Source organism: Litchfieldella xinjiangensis (genome assembly GCF_000759345.1).
Taxonomy (GTDB): Bacteria; Pseudomonadota; Gammaproteobacteria; order Pseudomonadales; family Halomonadaceae; genus Litchfieldella_A; species Litchfieldella_A xinjiangensis.
Genome location: NZ_JPZL01000004.1, coordinates 77,529 through 95,547, shown reverse-complemented (window position 1 = coordinate 95,547; position 18,019 = coordinate 77,529). Strand labels below are relative to the sequence as shown.

The 18,019-nt window shown below is 56.3% G+C and carries 16 protein-coding genes; 10 read left to right on the top strand and 6 right to left on the bottom strand.

The annotated features are described in order from the left end of the window. The first annotated feature begins 344 nt into the window (after positions 1–344). On the top strand, positions 345–1,025 hold the full coding sequence (locus JH15_RS18665) for a hemagglutinin repeat-containing protein (protein ID WP_043531916.1): 681 nt from the start codon (positions 345–347) through the stop codon (positions 1,023–1,025). Then, positions 958–1,494 (top strand): hemagglutinin repeat-containing protein, encoded by a 537-nt coding sequence (locus tag JH15_RS18660; RefSeq protein ID WP_081949068.1) that lies wholly within the window; start codon positions 958–960, stop codon positions 1,492–1,494. Before JH15_RS18665 ends, JH15_RS18660 begins: the two co-directional genes overlap by 68 nt. Here JH15_RS18660 and JH15_RS15225 read toward each other — a convergent pair. Genes JH15_RS15225 through JH15_RS15215 form a run of 3 tightly spaced genes read right to left on the bottom strand, consistent with a single transcriptional unit; the run spans position 1,460 to position 4,753 of the window. Beyond that, positions 1,460–2,989, bottom strand: coding sequence for a M48 family metalloprotease (locus JH15_RS15225; protein WP_043531914.1), 1,530 nt, complete (start codon positions 2,987–2,989; stop codon positions 1,460–1,462). The genes JH15_RS18660 and JH15_RS15225 overlap by 35 nt on opposite strands. Beyond that, entirely contained in the window at positions 2,986–3,273 is a 288-nt protein-coding gene (locus JH15_RS15220; RefSeq protein WP_043531912.1) for a hypothetical protein, read from the bottom strand. Before JH15_RS15220 ends, JH15_RS15225 begins: the two co-directional genes overlap by 4 nt. Continuing rightward, positions 3,266–4,753, bottom strand: a complete 1,488-nt coding sequence (locus JH15_RS15215) for a CHASE2 domain-containing protein (protein ID WP_197053336.1) — start codon at positions 4,751–4,753, stop codon at positions 3,266–3,268. The genes JH15_RS15220 and JH15_RS15215 overlap by 8 nt, the downstream gene beginning before the upstream one ends. A 220-nt stretch (positions 4,754–4,973) precedes the next feature. On the opposite strand from JH15_RS15215, the gene JH15_RS15210 reads away from it, so the two are divergent. The 8 genes from JH15_RS15210 (at position 4,974) to JH15_RS15175 (ending at position 14,177) form a co-directional block, all read left to right on the top strand. Then, positions 4,974–5,828 carry an ABC transporter substrate-binding protein gene (locus JH15_RS15210; RefSeq protein WP_081949065.1) on the top strand — a complete coding sequence of 285 codons (855 nt, stop codon included), beginning with the start codon at positions 4,974–4,976 and terminating at the stop codon, positions 5,826–5,828. Between the two features lie 60 nt (positions 5,829–5,888). Beyond that, positions 5,889–6,557, top strand: a complete 669-nt coding sequence (locus tag JH15_RS15205; RefSeq protein ID WP_043531906.1) for an amino acid ABC transporter permease — start codon at positions 5,889–5,891, stop codon at positions 6,555–6,557. Between the two features lie 18 nt (positions 6,558–6,575). Next, positions 6,576–7,316, top strand: coding sequence for an amino acid ABC transporter ATP-binding protein (locus tag JH15_RS15200; RefSeq protein WP_043531904.1), 741 nt, complete (start codon positions 6,576–6,578; stop codon positions 7,314–7,316). Between the two features lie 3 nt (positions 7,317–7,319). After that, positions 7,320–7,988 carry an amino acid ABC transporter permease gene (locus JH15_RS15195; RefSeq protein WP_043531902.1) on the top strand — a complete coding sequence of 223 codons (669 nt, stop codon included), beginning with the start codon at positions 7,320–7,322 and terminating at the stop codon, positions 7,986–7,988. Positions 7,989–9,360: 1,372 nt separating this feature from the next. Further along, complete coding sequence (locus JH15_RS15185; protein ID WP_043532532.1) at positions 9,361–10,617, top strand: O-antigen ligase family protein; 1,257 nt, start codon at positions 9,361–9,363, stop codon at positions 10,615–10,617. Continuing rightward, positions 10,614–11,789, top strand: coding sequence for a glycosyltransferase (locus tag JH15_RS15180; RefSeq protein ID WP_231566457.1), 1,176 nt, complete (start codon positions 10,614–10,616; stop codon positions 11,787–11,789). The genes JH15_RS15185 and JH15_RS15180 overlap by 4 nt, the downstream gene beginning before the upstream one ends. Before the next feature lie 586 nt (positions 11,790–12,375). After that, positions 12,376–12,888, top strand: coding sequence for a BUD32 family EKC/KEOPS complex subunit (locus JH15_RS18140; protein ID WP_156105340.1), 513 nt, complete (start codon positions 12,376–12,378; stop codon positions 12,886–12,888). Between the two features lie 128 nt (positions 12,889–13,016). After that, positions 13,017–14,177, top strand: coding sequence for a glycosyltransferase family 4 protein (locus tag JH15_RS15175; protein ID WP_043531898.1), 1,161 nt, complete (start codon positions 13,017–13,019; stop codon positions 14,175–14,177). Positions 14,178–14,208: 31 nt separating this feature from the next. Here the strand turns inward: JH15_RS15175 and JH15_RS15170 are convergent, their stop codons facing one another. The 3 genes from JH15_RS15170 to JH15_RS15160 all read right to left on the bottom strand — a co-directional run bounded on the left by JH15_RS15170 (position 14,209) and on the right by JH15_RS15160 (position 17,725). Next, complete coding sequence (locus JH15_RS15170; protein WP_043531896.1) at positions 14,209–14,913, bottom strand: lipopolysaccharide kinase InaA family protein; 705 nt, start codon at positions 14,911–14,913, stop codon at positions 14,209–14,211. A gap of 6 nt (positions 14,914–14,919) precedes the next feature. Further along, positions 14,920–15,981 (bottom strand): glycosyltransferase, encoded by a 1,062-nt coding sequence (locus JH15_RS15165; protein ID WP_043531895.1) that lies wholly within the window; start codon positions 15,979–15,981, stop codon positions 14,920–14,922. A gap of 76 nt (positions 15,982–16,057) precedes the next feature. Then, positions 16,058–17,725 carry an LTA synthase family protein gene (locus JH15_RS15160; protein ID WP_197053335.1) on the bottom strand — a complete coding sequence of 556 codons (1,668 nt, stop codon included), beginning with the start codon at positions 17,723–17,725 and terminating at the stop codon, positions 16,058–16,060. Positions 17,726–18,019: the final 294 nt, after the last annotated feature.

Below are 18,019 nucleotides of genomic sequence, written 5' to 3'. Positions count from 1 at the left end.
CGCCTTTTTTCCAAGAAAACCTCTTTCGCCCATACAGCGCCTCAAGTTCTGCCCCCCCTGGGACGATAGCACGTGCGAACAAGCTCAGGTTGGTGAAGCCTCCCCGCTTCTGTACGACCCGCTATTGCAGTACTCCTATGGCATTCTGATGGCGCTGAATTCGAATGCAAAAACACAGAAATACTGGATTTGTCGCTAGGCCGCAGTGGGCGGCGCTTTGCGTTGCCTTGGCCTTTCTTTCCCTTTCGCAGGGGCACACGCACAAACGGCCGCTGATATAGACGCAGCGACACGTCAGGCGGAGCGCTTGCAGACGGAGGCCCTTGAGCGCATTGAGCGTCAGCGTGAACAGGATATTCGCTCGGAACAACCTCCTGCGCGCCTATCGTTTCCTCAACCGCACAGCGACAAATACCATTGTCGATCAGGGTACCCAGGTAGAAGCGGGGGGCAACCTGACACAGTCTGCTCGTTCGATCCGTGATGAGGCGGTATCGGACCAGAGCTGGTCGAGCAGTGATTCGCAGAGCCACGATGTTCGTGTAGGGGGTTATGCCGGAGCGGAAGCCGGTGCGAGCTCGGATGGGACCGCCGAGGCGAGTGCGGGGGTGGGTGTAAAAGCCTCCTATGATGGCGCGATCGAGAGTGAGAGTGAAAGCGAAAGTTCCGCCGTGACTAGCCGCTTCAAGGCGGGTGGCAATATCAGTTCCAGCTCCGAGGACGAAACGGTACTGATTGGCGCCCAGTTCGAGGCAGTCGGCGATACGACGATTGAAGCGGGCTCGTTGGATTTCCAGGCCGTCCAGGACACCTCCAGCAGTCGAGCAGTAGCCATGAAATCGGCGCTGAGCTCAAAGCCAGCACGGGCGAGGCTAGCCTTTCGGCAAGCTACGACATGGCCACGGAGAGTGAAGCGACCACGACGGCACGCACCGGCAGCATTTCTTCGGGGGCAATCTGACGATTCGTACGCGCGACGATGCCAGCTTCGAAGGGACGGCTTTGGATGCGGGTGGAGACGCTAGCATTTCTGCCGGGGGTAATGTCGAGTTCAACGCGGCGCAGGATACCGCCAGTAGCTCGTCGACTGGTGTCTCCGTGGGAGTGGATCTCGGGACGAGCAAGACCGACAGTGGCGGTACGGAGAAATCTGCCGAACTAGGCGCCAGTGCCGAGAACGCACAAACCTCCAGTACCACGGCCCGCACCGGGTCGATCAATGCAGGTGGTGGGATCACTGTATCCTCAGGCAACGATATCACGTTGGAAGGTACGCCAGTGAAGGCGGGAGAGCGAACCGAACTTAGCGCGGGTAACGAAGTCAAGTTGGAGACTGCTACCAGCACGTCATCATCGTCCGGCATCAAGGCGGGGGTGTCGCTCTCCGGCAGCACAGGCGGTGGGAGGCGGCCTCTGACCCCCGGCCTTGCATGCAGCTTGCCGGGGGCAGGGGCAGTCCTTACAACAGGCTATCCACCACGCGGTTGTAGCTGAACCCTTGGGTCTGGTCGACTTCTCCGGGGCGGCATGCGACGGCTTCGCCCAGGTATTTCAACTCGCACTCCAGTGACAGGTTGGTACTCAGCGCCTTGTTGCCGACCGTTTCCGATAGTGTAATCAGCTCCTTGTAATGCTGGGGCGGCTTGCCATAGTCGGCGAACGTCGTGTTGAGTTGTTCCAGGCTGGCGGCGAGGCCATCCTTGTTCGTGGCACGCAGCACATCGTTGTAGTAATGAAGCTTATACGCAGGATAGTTGCCCTGCAGCCCATATTCCGCGTTGGCCAGCACAGAGCCGCTCTGGTTCTGTTCCCGACGAATCTCTGCCAGGGTCAAGCGGACGTGATTCTGGTGCTGGGTATCATCATTCACTGCGCTCAAGGCGATAGTGGCCGCATCGTCGAACCTTCCTGCCTGATACAGGGCCTTGGCTTCGTCGATCAGGGCGACCGAGCGGACCAACGCCTGGCTGCGGGGGGTGTCCATCAGGGAAGCCCATTCGATGTCGTTCATGGGCGGGCGTGCCGCGCGCCGGTAATGGGCGGCGCTGTACTCGGCATTTTCCTCGATGCGTTTGTCGATATCGGGATGATTCTCAGCGAAACGCTTGAACAGGCTATTGAGCCGGGTCGTGATATCGCCCATGGCGAGCGAGAATTGCTTCTCCAGGTCGACCCCGGCCTGCTCGCTCGCTGCGGTAAGCATGGCTTGACGGTTGGCCTCGCGCTCGGCGGCGATGGCATCGTTCTTCTGCTCCCAGGCCTGTACCTTGGCGAGCATCAGGCTCATACCTTCCGGGTTGTAGCCGGCTTCAATCATCAGGTCCAGGCCAAGGCGGTCGGCCACCCCCTCTTGATGACGTGACCACCCGGGGTTTAGGAAACCATCGGACACCAGAGCCATGCTCAGCATGTTGCGGATACGCCGTGTTTCCGAAGCAGGGAGCGTATCGGTCTCGTTGCCAAGCGAAGAGACAAATGCCGTGGCGTAGACGGCTTTCTTCTGCAAACGGACGAACAGGTCGGCATCATTGTGGTTGAGCATGGCATGGGCGAGTTCATGCGATAGAAGGGCAGCAACTTCGTGCTCGTTGTCTAGATCGTTGAGCATTTCCAGCGGGATGTAGATGTTTCCGTCTGCGGTTGTCTTGGCACTGAAGCCGCGATCCGCGGACACGTAGGCGCGGCCCTCGAGCCCCGTTAGGCCACTGGCTGTCTTGAGTCGATCCAGGTGCCGGTTGAGAAAGGCTTCAAGCGCGGGGTAGTCGATCAGCCCATAGCTTTCGCTCTGGGTACGTAACCGGTCAGCCTTTGGCCCGATACCGGTCGTGGCTGGCCTGTACGCCTTATCGACTTGGGAAAGGTAGGTCTGGTTTTCGTCGAAGCCTCCAGGGAGCCAACGGCTCAGCTGATCAACCGGTGTGGCACTGCAGCCGCCAAGCGCCAGGGAAAGGGAAAGGACACAGACGGTAGGAATCAGGCGTTTTTTCATTGAAGGCACCCGTTCCCGGCGACACCGCGTGAGGACGCGACGGTGTGGGTATTCAAGGCGTTCTGGCATTCGGCAGAGACGTTGTAGGTCTTGGTGGTATTGATGAAGCTGCTGCCGACCGAATAACGCGTTCCTTCCAGCTCGATCACGAACATGCCTTGTTGATCCTCGAGAATATCGATGGGGTAGTGGAGGCTGTCGGCGGCCACCGAGCGCACATAACTGCCGCTTGAGGGGTCGAAGAGGTCCACTTCGGATACGCCCGCCTTGACGCCGTTAACCATCAAAGGTTCTGCTGCTGATACGCTCTGAATCAATAGTGGCAGGATCGTTACAGACACCACCCGTATAAATTGTTCCCTGTTCATAGACTGCCTCTTGGTAGACATTTATTTTTAGCCAGTGATAGCTTCGATCGATTAACTCCAGTTTCTCCGTTGCAAACCCCAGTGAAATGACTCCCAGGTATCCGAGCCAGGAGGCTGCAGATACATTGAAATAATGGAACTCTACCCATGAGCAGAAAACGACCCAGGCGATCAGGGCACCAAAACCGAATAACCACTTGCCGATGTGCCAGGTGCTGTAAAACAGCAGGCTTTTTATGATGTCGAGCAAAGGACGGCGTAGGCGGGAAAGCCGGCGTTCGACGATGGGGATCACATCGTCGGGAAGGCAGCGTTGTCGCTCATGATGAAAAACACCCAGCAGCACGACAGGGAGCAGGACAGCCAGATCTAATAGCCACATGGGCAGCCGGGTCCTCTCGGGACCCACGTGCGGGTCCGCTGCCTTGAAGGAAGGGCCCCACGTCAGCAGATTGTCGAACGCCATGGCGTGATAGTACACACCCGGCAGGATCTCCCGCGTAGGTGCGAGCACGATATCTTGCACCCCCGAGAGGTTGGCGCCATAAAAGACGTGCTTGCCTTGCAGGAAGCTGCGCAGTTCCTGTTCGGCCTTGGCCTCGGTGTCTGCGACGGGATTGAGCAGGTCGCGGACGAAAAGCGTCGTGCTGTAGGGCGTGCGTTGGGTGAAGCCGGTGAACCCTTCGTTGACCGCATCCATCCAGTTGGTGTCCTGCGTGCGGCCTGCCTCCATCCAGACGGCGTTGGTCAGATTCTCACGGGCACCCCAGAAGATATCCATGCTCGAATCAGGATCGACGCTCTCCAGGTCGGGGCGGACCGCTTTCCCCATGCTAAACGCCGCCGTTTCGAGCCCCTGCTTGTTGAAGAGATACTGACGGGCCACGAAATCGGACGGGTCGAATCCGATGTCGGCCGCGACCGGGATGACGAGGCCCTGAAGCTCCGGCCAGGTACGCGTAAAGTCGTCGCGAGAACGTACCGCCATATACACGGGGATGTGTCGGGACTGGTACTTTCGAAGGACTCTCAGAAGATAGGCGACACCCGGCTTGTTCTGGTTCATCCAGAAAAAGTCGATGAAGACCGAGGCGGGGTCATGCAACAACAACCGATTAAGTATATCGCCATGGAAGTCATACGGCGCAGGCCAGCCCCCTTTCAGACGGCTGTCTACGACTTCGTCGGTGAGCAGCAGAACGACGGACTTATCCTGAGAGGTGTCTGGGTAAAACCAGGCGCCTAGGTAATGGTTGAACAGGTCTTGCGCATACTTGTCGGAACGATCACTGGTCCCGAGCGGGGAGAACTTGAGTAACGCCAAGCCTATGGCAAGCAGTAACAGGATCTTGAACGCTGAGGAAGCATAACTCGATAGCATCCCTGCGCGAGGCATTATTCTATTTTTCATATCCCTGAATGCTTTTTTGATTTTTGCTTTTATCTGGAGTCTAACAATACTTAACCTGCTTGGCTATCGCTCGTCCCGGAAGCAAGCCACACAGGTGCTCTCACGAGGAGCCCGTGGAGCGAGGGGGGCTGTCTGTTTGACAGCTGCAAGAGTCGCCATCCATATTTACTGGGCGTAATACAATTGAACAATAGGTGAGAACACGATGAAAGCTATAAGAAAGTCGCTTCTGCCTGCCTTGATGGGCACCATGGTCCTCGGCGGCTGCCTGACCACAACAGCGTTTGCACAGGAGTCGTATACGGTTGGCGTAGAGGCCTCTTTCCCACCTTGGGCCTATGTGGAAGGGGGTGATTTCAAAGGTATAGCCATCGATGCGATGGAGGCGATCGCCGATGAGATGGGCATTGAGATCGAATTCCAAGACATGCCATTCCCCTCATTGATCCCTGCCTTGGCCGCAGAAAAGATCGACATTCTCGCCACCGGTCTAACCGTTACCGAAGAGCGCAGTCGAAACATCGATTTCACCATTCCCTGGTGGGAAACCAATGATGTCGTTCTTGTGCCTGAAGATTCAGAACTCAACGTATTCTCAGCCGTGTGCTGCGGGGCACGTGTCGGGGTTCAGGGTGGCTCCTCGCAGCAGGCTTGGATGGAAGAAAATGTCGTGAATACCACCGATATCGATGTTGAGCTAGCCAAATACGATAACTATGTCACCGCCGTGGATGATATGGGAGTTGGGCGCATCTCTTCGGTGATTGTCGATGACACCTCCGCTCAGGAATATATCAACGCCGGCAAGCCGGTGAAGATGGCTGGCAAAATCTTCATTCGCGCCCCCTTGGCCCTTGCGGTCACCAAGGACGACCCCCAAGGCATCCTTGGAGACCTGAATAAAGGAATCCTCGCTATCTACGAATCCGGTGAGTGGGAAGAGATTGTGCATGAATACATTCCCGATGTTTCCGTTCCGACGATTCCCGGCCACATGCCAGACTTCGTTGATACCTACCAAAAGCCGGTTGCAGGCTTACCTGAACACGGTAACGAATAAGGCAATTGAAAACGGGCGCCTTTCCGAAGGGAGGGCGCCCGTCACGTTAGGAAAGTTGCCATGGATATCTACGATGTACTGCTACGTGATTTCCCCTTTCTTCTTAAGGGGTTAGGGGTCGCCATTGTTCTGCTGGTAGCGCTCCTGATCATTGGTTTTGTCTTGGGCCTGGCGATTTGCCTTTTGCAGCTCTACGGGCCAAAAACCCGGCTCGTGCAGTGGCCGCTCAAGCTGTATGAGCGTGTCTTTCGGGGCATACCTATCATTATTATGCTGTTCATCTTTTACTATGGCATGTCAGGTATATTTGAAATTTCTGCTTTTGGTGCGGCCGTATTGGCGATGGGGCTTCGCTCAGCGGCCTACCAGTCCCAAATCTTTCGTAGCGCTTTCCAATCGGTACCGTCTGGACAGATGATGGCGGCCCGAGCGATGGGCATGTCCAAGATGGTGGCGATCCGCCAAATCATTTTTCCCCAGGCCGCGATTCATGCTATCGGACCTTGGACCAATGAGTTTTCCTCGGAAATAAAGGAAACCTCTCTAGCCTATGTTATTGGCGTAGTCGAGCTGACCCGTCAGGCCCATTACATTATCACCAGCACCCAGGGCAACGTTCTCACCGTGTTCGCCGTGGTTGCATTGCTGTATTTCGTTCTCAACCGAGTCGGAAACAGTCTGCTCTATGCCTATGAACGTAAGCTGGCCGTGCCAGGCTTTGGAAAATAACGCGAGAGGAAGCCAAGAATGGCCGATGATTTGATCCTGGACGTCCAGGAAGTCAAGAAAGCTTATGATGGTGTCGAGGTTCTTAAAGGGATCAGCTTTGGACTCTACCGGGGCGAGACCAAGGTGCTGATTGGCCCCTCCGGCTCGGGCAAGAGTACACTGCTACGCTGCATAAACCAGCTCACGGTGCCAGATGCAGGACGGATCTATCTTAACGGCAAGGAAGTGCTGGACTCCAATATCGACACCATGCGGGCCCGTATGGGATTTGTTTTTCAGGATTTTAATCTTTTCTCACATCTCACTGTCCTCGATAACGTTCGTATCTGCCAAATCAAGGTCAATGGAATCAACAAGGATGACGCCACCCAGCGAGCGCATCGTGAGCTTGAACGAGTCGGGCTGAGTGAAAGGGCGAATGCTTACCCCGCTGAGCTCTCGGGTGGCCAGCAGCAACGTGTATCTATTGCTCGCGCCCTGGCAATGGATCCGGATGTACTCTTGTTCGACGAACCCACCTCGGCGTTAGATCCAGAACTGACCGGTGAGGTAGTGCGGGTGATGCAGCAGTTGGCGGTCGAGGGCATGACCATGGTTGTCGTTACACACGAAATGAGCTTTGCCCGCCAGGCCGCAGACGAGATCATTTTTATGGAAAACGGCCACATCGTGGAACAGGGCACCCCCGCAGAGCTGTTTGACGCTTCTGCCAGCGATCGTACCCGAGCCTTTCTGAATATTATCAAGGAGCATGAGTGAGCCATGCTTGAATTTATTGAGTTCGGCATCGAGTGGTTGCCACGGCTACTTCAGGGGGTGCCGGTCACGCTATTGCTGTGGATCATCGCCATAACGCTGGGCTTCTTTCTTGGTTTAATGCTTTGCTGGGCCAGGGTCTATGGCAATAGGCTGTTCTATTGGATCAGTACCGCTTACGTGGAGCTGTTTCGCGGAACGCCCATGCTGGTGCAGATGTTCTTCATCTATCTTGGTTTACCCCATGTAGGCATCGTCTTCGATGCCTTCACTGCGGCAGTAATAGCCATCACGCTTAATAGTGCGGCCTATCAGGCGGAGTACTTCCGTGGCTCGGTGTTGTCGGTACCCAAGGGGCAATTGGTGGCGGCCAGGGCCTGTGGCATGTCTCAATGGCAAGCGATCCGTCACATTATGCTACCCCAGGCACTGCGGCGGGTTATCCCTCAATGGTCCAACGAGGCTATTATCGAGCTGAAATTCACTTCAATCGCCTACACAATCGGCGTCGTAGAAATTACCGCCATCGCTTCGGATATCGGCTCACGTACCTTCGACTTTTTTCAGGTTTTCCTCTGGGCAGGAATTATTTACCTCGTCTTGACCTCGACAGTAGCCAGTTTGCTGGGACTGCTGGAGCGGCGCACCTATGTACCCGGTGTTACTAATATCTAGGCCGTCCCCCAGCGAAGAGTATCTTCCCATTGGCATGCTTTGCTAAATGGTTTCTTAACCCTCCTCTCCGAAGGCGAACAGGGCCGAGCTAAAGCCCATCAACCGCTGTATTCAGGCTTCCCCAAAAGCTCAGCCATTTCTCCGAGCTGGACCGGGAGAAATGGCTGACCAAGCGAACCATAGACTGTTGAAAAGTCTAGTAAATATGCATTGAGGTATCTTAGTCCAAGCATCTATGTGAGCTAGAGATCGCGAACGCCGGCTCAAGGATTATTGCGGCAAGCGCCCTCGACAATACCGCGCTCGGGGGTTTCGTCTCAGGAAAAGTGGTAACCCCGAAGCGAAGCGGCGTGCGGTCAAGTGACTGGAATAGACTTTGGCTTCGCCAACTAGGTGCCTGTCGACTGCTGGGCCTGGCTAGATCAATGGCTCGATACCATGGTGCGCCGCGTGACGATGAGCCACTACGGGTAAGGTATTTCGGGCGCTAGGCCTGTATCGCCGGCGAAAGCTAGGGCGATGAGCTGCTGGAGATGGGATGGGCATTGCCATGCTTCGAGGGAAACAAGGCGGAAAGGCAGGCCCGCTAAAAACTGCATTGGCAGGTGATCATCCATGATCAGCTTCCCTGCGGCATCGTCCTGACCCATATTCACAATAGCAGCTGCTTCACCACGGGTCAGAAGGTGCCGACCAAGCGCTGAGGAGTGGCCTGCCCTTGGGTAGATTCTCAATCGCCTCGCGGCGTATGGCCTGCTGCACCAGGAGCATCAGCGTGGCTTTCGGTGCCCTGCCTATGGATTGTCCTGACCCGGCCTTCACAAGTGAACACTGCTTTTTCCGATGCGTTTTCTAGCCAGCCAAACTTTTGCCGTGGATAATACCTCAAAAGCCGTGTTTTAGCTGCATGGCCTTTCATAACCAATTATCACAGCGGCATTTAAATGCCCGATCCTTCATTATGCCTTGACTATCCGTTAGGCAATGTTTCTTTGTGTCCCCTGTCCTAGAGAGAAGATCGCAAGCCGTAAATGCGAGCTGCGGGGTGCGCTGATTCGCTCAATCGAGGAGGCTGCTTCCGATGAGCCGATCGGCCGAAAGTCCTTTGTGCCCACAGCCACAGGGCCGCACCTATGGGTATTTGGGGAGTGGTCATCTTTTTAACGACTGATATACTTCGCGCGGGCGCCTTGGGCGCCCGCGCGCATTTCGCAAGGCCAATGGAAGGCAAGCGTTCATATCCATTTTGTAGCAAAGGCAACCCATGAGCCGTGCTTTTCCCTTTTCAATGCCACGCCTGGATTCGTTAGAAACGTTCCCGGGGGGATGGCACAGCCCACGGCCCTTTGCCTGGGCCGGTCTTTTGTGTCTTGTGCTCTATTCACTGCTTCGGCTGCCCTTGCCGGACGTAGGCGAGCTGGCTGGCACCGTTCTGGCATTGTTGGGCCTAGGCTGGTTGCTTCGCAACGGCGCTGGCATTCGTAACTCTCTACCCGTCTGGCTTCTACTGGCGGCGATTTTGGTTCAGCTCATTTCTTGGACTTTGGGCACACGTAATCACCCTGAGTGGATGACAGATCATCCTAAGCTGGATCGCTTGGCCAAGCATTTCCTATTCTTGGGCATCGCCTGGTGGCTAGGCGGAAGTACTCGCAACACGTTCATCATTTTGGGGCTGGGCCTGCTAGGGTTACTGCTGATCACCCTGGGTACCAATTCGGCTTGGCAGGATTGGATGCGGGGGTTTTTGGGTCACCGTGTCGATTTCGGGATTCATAATGCCCAGCACACCAGCTTGTTCTTTGGTGCAGGGTTGGTCGGGCTGGTGGTTTTCGCCAAGCGTGTGCTCACTTTAAAAAAATGGTGGTGGCTGGGCACTGGGCTCTGGTTGGCGGCCCTGTTGGTCGTCTTGAGTGGCGTTGCTGTGACCCAAACACGTGCAACTTGGTTCGCGTTGGTTGTCGCCTTGCCGGTTATGCTGTTGATATGGATGGGTGTGCTTCATCGGCAGGGGCGGCTGCGTCTTGCCAACCGGGCAATAATTGTGACGCTAGTAGCGATAGCTCTAGTACTTATGTCCGCCGGGACACTCTTTCAAGATACGGTAGCTAAACGGCTCAATGATGAGCAACAGATTATCGATATCGTCATTGAGGGTGACTTCAGGAACGTCCCCTACAGCAGCATTGGTAATCGTGTGCTCTCCTGGGCGGCGGCGGCAGAATGGATCGCTGAGCGGCCAATTGTGGGGTGGGGCGCTGAGGGGCGATCTCTCGTCATGAAGCACACCGACTGGCTGCCGGAGCCAAGCAAGGCGTATGGCCACCTACACAACAGCCTGCTGGAACTTATCGTTTCGTATGGCGTGCTGGGTCTGGGCGTTTTCGTGGCGCTCGCCGTATGGGTGGCGCGGGGGACTTGGTTAGCTTGGCGAGCCGGTGTCATGCCGGACGATGTCGCCTTGTTCGGTGTCGGCTTCTTCGTGTTCTGGTGTATCGTGAACATGTTCGAGTCGTTCCTGTTCTTCTGGTCGGGGGTCTACCTCTACAATCTGGTGATGGGTGGCTTGGTAACGCATATCTGGCGCTGGCAGTGGCTTCAGCGCTACCCGATGAAGGACCCCATGTGACCGCATTCAATGAGCCGCAGCCCAGGAAACGGCTGCGTACCTTGGTCGTAGTGAAAAGCACAAAGATGGGGGGCATGGAACGTGTCGCGGTGAATCTTGCCGATGCCTTTGCCGACGAGGGCCACGAAAGCCATCTGCTCACCTTCGTTTCGGCCAAGCGATCCTTGCACCAGGAGAACGAAAGCGTTCAGCGGCATCGGTTACCGCTGCAGCGCTGGCAGCGCTTGACCGTTATCGGTGTTTTTGTCGAAATGTTGTCCCGCTGGTTTCTGAACCCGGTGATTCGCCGCTCGCATTTCGTGTGGACAGGCTGGCTGGGTGGTTGGCTCTTTCGCGTATGGCTAACACGCTTCGAACGCCGGTACGGCCCGGTGGATCTCATCGTGTTCCGCGGCGTGGGTACATTCGAACGGATCTGGACCTTTAACGACCCCCGGGCTCGGTTCGTGCTGGAAAACCTGATGTATCGCGGCGAGTCGGGTTGGAAGGGGAAGCTGTTCGCCTGGGTGCTGTTCCATCGCAAGCGGCTGGTGGCGGTATCGCAAGGGGTCGCGGATAACATTCGTGATGCCAGCCAGGTATTGGATTTCACGCCTGCATCGCTGTCAGTGATCCCCAACCCGTGCCCAATAGACTCGATCCGCCAAGCCATGCGTGAGGTTGAGTCGCAACTCCCCGTAGAGCCATACATCGTCAATGTGGCCCGCTTGGTGCCGGCCAAAGATCAGGCGTTGCTGCTTCGTGCCTATGCCAAGGCGCAGCCCAGGGAGCGTCTGGTGCTGGTGGGCGGCGGGCAGGAGCGCCCCCGGCTGGAAGCCCTGGCCGAAGAACTGGGGATCAGTGAGCGGGTGATCTTCGCCGGGCAGCAAGCTAACCCGTACCCTTGGATGCATCATGCGCGGCTGTTTGTGCTGAGCTCCCGTTTCGAAGGCATGGGCATCGTGTTGTTCGAAGCGCTGGCCTGCGGTACGCCCGTGCTGTCGGTGGATTGCCCGGGCGGCATTCGTGAAATCCTCAAGGGGCCTTTGGAAACATCGGTAGTGGAGCGCGATGTCGACTCGCTGGCGACAGGCATAAGCACGGCGTTGGCGGGAGAGAAGCCAGCCATTGATGAGGCTTGGCTGAACGACTTTTTGCCTAGCGTCGTTGTTGAAAAATTCGTGCGGAGCTGACTGATGGATTGGGCGACATTTCTTGATACTTGTGAGTTGGAAGTCCTCCGAGGCAAGCCCCGCTTAAGGCTGTTTCGACTCGCCAAGTGTTACTTCTTCGGAGATCCGAGCCGCCAAGCCGTGATTATGCTGCGCTGGGCCCAATACTTGGAAAGCGTCGGTTTTAGACGCAGCTTTCGTAATTCAGTAAAACAGCTGGTTAAGAACTATGGGGTACACCTTGGCTCGAGAACCCAGATCGGGCCAGGTTTACGGCTCCCGCATCCCACCTCTATTGTTATTGGCGGCCACTTGATCTTGGGTGGCGATTTACGCCTCTATCAGCAAGTCACTTTAGCGGGCCCGCCCGACGGCCATAATGGCACGATGCGGCGTGTCGGTAATAATGTAGTTATTTACCCAGGGGCTAAATTTGTGGGGTTAGGTAGTGTTGGGAGTAACGTTGTGGTTGGTGCGAATGCCGTAGTTACGCAAGCATTTGATGATAATGTTGTAATTGCAGGAGCTCCAGCACGTGTTATTCGGCGTTTAGATTGTTAACGCTTCATATGTCAAGTGTATTTTAAACTCTTTCCGGTGTAAGTTAGTGAAATTAATTCAGTCTGGTAAGTACAGTCATGTCTATTACGACGAGGCGGAAGATTGTTTCGTTAAAACTTTCCATCCTAAAATTTACGATAAATTGCGCTATGCGTTGGGAGTAAAGAACCATCCTGGTATCAATTTTCAGGTTGTAGCTAACCATCTGCAGCAAATGGGGATCGCAACCCCAGAAATCATCGAAGCGAAAAAATATCGTCTAGTGACCCGTAATGTTCATGGTGTGCCGCTGAAGCAAGAGATATTAGGTTCACATCAGTTGCAGGATCGATTCGTTGCTATTCTGGTCTCGTTATACAATCACGGCTTGCTATCGCGAGGGTTACACACAAAAAACTTCTTGGTAAGTAATCAAATCGTGGTTGCGATTGACCTTGATACTTACAAACTACCCTCACGCTTTTCTAATTACAGGAATGAATTTATAGATTGCCTGGGTCGCTCGCTGAAAGGCGACGAGGCATTTTTATTTGAGCGATTTATCAGCAAAGTGAAATGAGGGGGCTGAGGTTGGCTTGGCATGTATTTTTACCTGCCGTTACCTTTGGTCTACACTGTCAGAGATTTTGCTGATTTAGTCAGTCACTGGGCTTGGATCGCCCGCTGTTGCCGCTGCAAGGGATTGTCATGAAAGATTTTATCGCCGTGTACAATGGCTCAATGGATAAGGGGTGCTGGTTGCGATTGCGCAACTTGGCTTGGCACCTGGCTGGAGAGGGGCATCGGGTCCATCTCGTGGTGCCTGATGCCTTCACGCTACCTAAACATGCCAACATTACCCGCTTGACACTGGCACGCCCGCGTAGGCAGTGGCTGGGGCTGAACAAGGTGCTGTCAGCAGCCCACGGCGTCGTTCAGGCGCTGCGTATTGCCCGTCGGTCGAACGAGCCGGTGTGGCTGGCCTTCGATACCCATAATGGCATGAGCTTTCTGGCGGGCCGCCTGGTTCGGGCGCATAAGGTACTATTCATACGTGGCAAGGCCCGTTATCAGGGTAAGTACAACGAGCCGCTGCTTTATGGCTGGCTGATCCGTGCGCTCAATCGCAGCATCAAGCGGCGGGCTGAGGCGATCGTCTATAACAATTCGAGTGCGCGGATCTCGGATGAAAGGCTGCATCGCAAGCACGGCATCCTGTCTTACACGCTCTATAACGATTCCTCCGTCGCTCCCCAGTGTCGTTTTGCCATGGGAAAGGGTCCCTTCACCATTGGCTACTGCGGCCAGCTCTCCAAGCGCAAGAATGTCGAATTTTTGATCCAGGCGTTTATCGACATGGGAGACCCGGCTTCCCGGCTGGTTATTCAGGGTAACTGGCAGAAGTATGACTGGGCCCAGCAATATATGGATAAAGAACGCTTCCCCAATATCGAGTTTCGCGCGTGGGGCAAGGACATGAGTGGTTTCTACCGGGATATCGATCTGTTCGTGTTGCCCTCGTTATTCGACGATTTCTCCAACGCGGCATTGGATGCCATCGCCCAGGGCATCCCCGTGTTGCTGTCGAGCACCGGGGGAAGCCCCGAAATGGTCGATCACGATTCGCGCTTGTTGTTCGATCTGGAAAAGGGCGAGCGTCACTTGGCCGAGCGCTTGAGTTATGTGCGCGATCATTACCCCATGGCATGCCGCGAGGTGGAATCACTGACCGGGAAGTATCATTTCAATTGGCCGGAGGAAGTGAGCAGGATTCTTCAGGGCATCACCGATAGGCCACGTGGCGAGTCACTTGCGAAACGCAAGTCGTCACCCGAGCAGGTTTCCGCCTCGCGTGGTTCGCTCTCGTGATCGGCGCTCGCCGCTTTGTCGCTACCTTTGTTCATGCGCTCCACTGCTCGCGCAGTACACGCTCGGCATAGTCCCGATAGGCCTCGCCGCGTAGCTTATTGACTGTCAGCGAACCGGCGATGGCGTCCCATTGCTTGGCTGGCGAGCGGGGCAGGGCACGCACATGTGTGTCGATCCACACCAGTGCGTTATGTGGGGTGACGAGCAGGTTGTTGTAGTGAAGGTCGCGATGCACGTAGCCCGCCCGGGCGAGTTGCAACACCTGCCGGCAAAACTCATCGAGAAACGCCAGCCGTTCGCGCTCACGCAGGCCATCGAAATACTCCCCGCCGGGACGGGCCTCGGGCAGGTATTCCATCAATAGCAGTGATGCGTTGCGGTTGCCCGGGTTGAGGGAAATGCCCCAGCCATGGCAAGCCGGCGTGGTGAGCCCCGCCTGATGCAGGATCTGCAGGCTGCGATACTCCTTGCCGGCATCGGCCTGCAATAGCCAGCGTTTTTCCAGGTAATCCCGTGTTAGCCATTTCAGGGGCTGCTTTCGCTTGGAGAATTTGTCGGGCACCACCTTGGCGAGTACGGGATGCGACTCGGCCACGTAGAAGCGGCTGCTGGCGTGCTGTTCAAATTCTTCGGTCGTGGTGGTACTGGCCAGGCGCAGTTGGCTGGGCAAGCGCTCGGCGTGAAAGATCAGGTACCGACGGCGCCTGTCATTGAAGGGGATATCGAGCAGCTTCATGGCGGATTACAACGCCTCGAACTGGGGCAGTACGGTGTCGGCCAGGAACGCCTGGTAGTGACGCGGCTCGATACGCAACGGGGCCTGGTCCATGCGCGCGATCGCATCGGCCAGGCCTTTTTCGTTCTGGGGGTCGACAAGAAAGTCGGCAAGCTCCTGGGTCAGGATTTCACGCGGGCCGCTGGGGCAATCGACACTGACCACCGGCGTATGCAGCATCAGGGATTCGATCAGCACACGCGGCAGGCCTTCGGCATCCGAGGTCAGGATCAGTGCCTTGGCGCCTTGAATGAACGGATACGGGTTGGGTTGATACCCCATGATCGTGACGCGCGCTTCCAGGCCGAGCTCGCTGATCTGCTGGCGAATGCGTGCCTCATGATCCCCTTTGCCCAGCAGCACGAGCGGAGTCGTTACGCCACTGGCCTTGTAGGCGCGTAGCAACCGGTCGTGACGCTTGACCGAGGTGAACGCCCCAACGTGAAGGAGATAATCGCCTTCCGGCACCGGGGCGGGCTCCTGGGCAAGTTGTACGAAGGGCTCGCGCTGATAAGGGTTATAGATGGCGCGGATCTCGCTCGGCTCGAGGCCCACCATAGAAAGCAGGCTGTCTTTTACGCCCTGCGAGACGGCAACCACCTTGCGACCGTTGTACAGTTCGCGCTGACGGGCGAAGACGCTATCGCGCTTATCGCTGTCACGAAAGCGCGCCGAAATATCGCTCTTGATCCAGAAGTAGAGATTCGGATGTTTCAGGTGACGGGTGATGCGGTCGCACGAACATGAGAGCACCGTATCGGCCTGGAAGCGTGCCATGGCTTCTGCTATGCAACTTGCCTGCCATTTGCGTACCCACTCGCTATTCAGCGCTTTGGTGGCATTGCTGATGATTGCCAGGTTCTCGACATCCAGCCCTTCGGGGATGGTCTGCTCGATCTTGTCGCGCAAGATGAACACCTTGACCGAGTTGCCACGCTGTTGTAGCCCGTCCGCAGTATATAAGAGCGATTTCTCGGCGCCGCCGCCATAGAGATCGGAAATGACGAAGGCAATACGTTTGGCGGGCATGTCTGGCTTCCGGCGTTTATGAATGGCAACTGCGTATGATCCTTGGCCTGAAGGAAGGGGTCAAACGGCCTTCTTGTCATGAATCACGATGAGCCTCCACGGCTTGGCGATTACCGGCCTGCATATGCTCTATGCCTGTGGCAGTTTGTGTTGGGGAATGAAACGCCCGGGTAGTGCCTTGGTAGAGGTTGTGCTGAGCGAGCTTGGTCAGGGCGTATGCCAACCGTTGCTGGTGAGCGGCTTCCGCCGTACATGCCTCGGGCTGTTTCATGAGCGGATCGGTGCGCCAGCGGTAGCATGCGGCCTGTTGTGGCTCGCTAAGCGAGAACTCAAGCAAGGTATCACCGGAGATCCATCCGATACTGCCGTTGGAATAATATTCAGCGAAGCGTTCAGCGTTAGGCTGCAGTAGTGATATGCCCATGGCGTGGGGCATGTCGAGTCCTATTATGTCCAGTACTGTAGGGGCGATATCACGTTGATGGGCAACTTGGGGGATTCTTTGGGGCGTTATCAGACCTGGCGCATGCAAGGCGAAGGGGATGGTATATCGCTCCAGGGTCGACGAATCGACACGGGATGTATGGTCGGCCACCAGGACAACCATCCATGGATGCTGCCAGTCACGAGCTTCAAGCGCAGTGAGGAAATCGCCGAGTTCGTGGTCTGCCAGGTGGAGGACATTGATGGCCTGCGCGGCCGAGTCGGTTTCTTCGACCAGGCGTTTCGAACCGGGGGACAGTTGGCGGTCGTGGGTAGTGTTGGTATTTATTCCGACCAACATCGGTTCAGTCATGCTATCCATCTGGTCGATGACAAAGCGGTACAGATCTTCGTCATACACACCCCAATAGTTTTCCGGATGCGTGCGCTGTTCGATGTCATCTTTTCCATAGCTCGCCTGGAACCCCAGCCCTTGGGCGAAGGAGCCAGTACCGCTGGTGTCTTCGTGGGAACCTTGGAAAAACGCGCTTTGCCAGCCGGCATTACTGAGCTGATGCGGCAGGCAATCGTAAGGGTGCATGGCCAGTTGAGTTTGCGCGACGCTCCTGCCCAATGGGTTCTGATAGCTGCAGAATGTACTGAACATGCCCTCGGTAGTCCGCGAGCCCCCTGAAATCATGGCGTCCACACTCAACGAGTGCTCGGCAAACACGTTGAAGTTTGGCGTTACGGGCGTGCCATCTGCCAGTGGTTTTGCCACAGCGGTTGACCAGCCTTCGAGCAATACCATGACCACATTAATGGGCGCGACGGGCTGTTCTACTGCGACTGGGGTGAGCCTTGCCGGGGTGGGATAGAGTGAAGCGACCAGCTGGTTGGCTTCCTCGAGCGTCAGCCAATCCAGGTCGGGAGCCTTCAGGCTGTTATCCTTGGTTAGGCCATAAAGCGCTGCGTAGGCACCATTGAGCGCAGCAACGGCTTGTGGGGCGCTACCAATACGAAGGGCTTCATGCGGTCCTTGCGGAAGCCCAGTGGGCCCGCCCCTGACGATAAGTACGGTGGCCAGAATCACACCGAGCAAGCTCGCCTCGATTCGCCATGTACGTTGCTGTCGTGTTGCGGGAACCCACTTGATAAGCCCGACGAGCGCGGTGATGCCAAGCAGGGCAAGTACCCACGGCCAATGCGCCATCAGCATTAGTACCAGGCTGTCAGCGGATTGAGTGAGCTCAGCCGCCTCGTAGCCGATGTGGCGACCTGTTTCCTGCCAGTACAGCCAGTCTCCCAGGTGGGCACCCAACAAGATAGCCGTGGCTGGCGCTAGCCAGCCACGCCGGGGCAGGTCAGGAACGAAGCGTGCCAGGGGCCAGAGGACCAATATCGTCAACCCGGACAGAAGCGCAGCAATCGCCAGATCGAAACGCAGGCCCCACCACCAAGCCTTTGGCCATAACCCCTCGGGCACCATGACGGCGCTTGCAGCAAGGCGCAGCCCCCAGGTAAGGCCCGCAAGCACCAGAAAGTAAGAAAGCCAGGTAAGGAGTAGGGAAGGATAGGGAGAGCGTATGCGCGCCGTGGTGAGCATTTACGTACC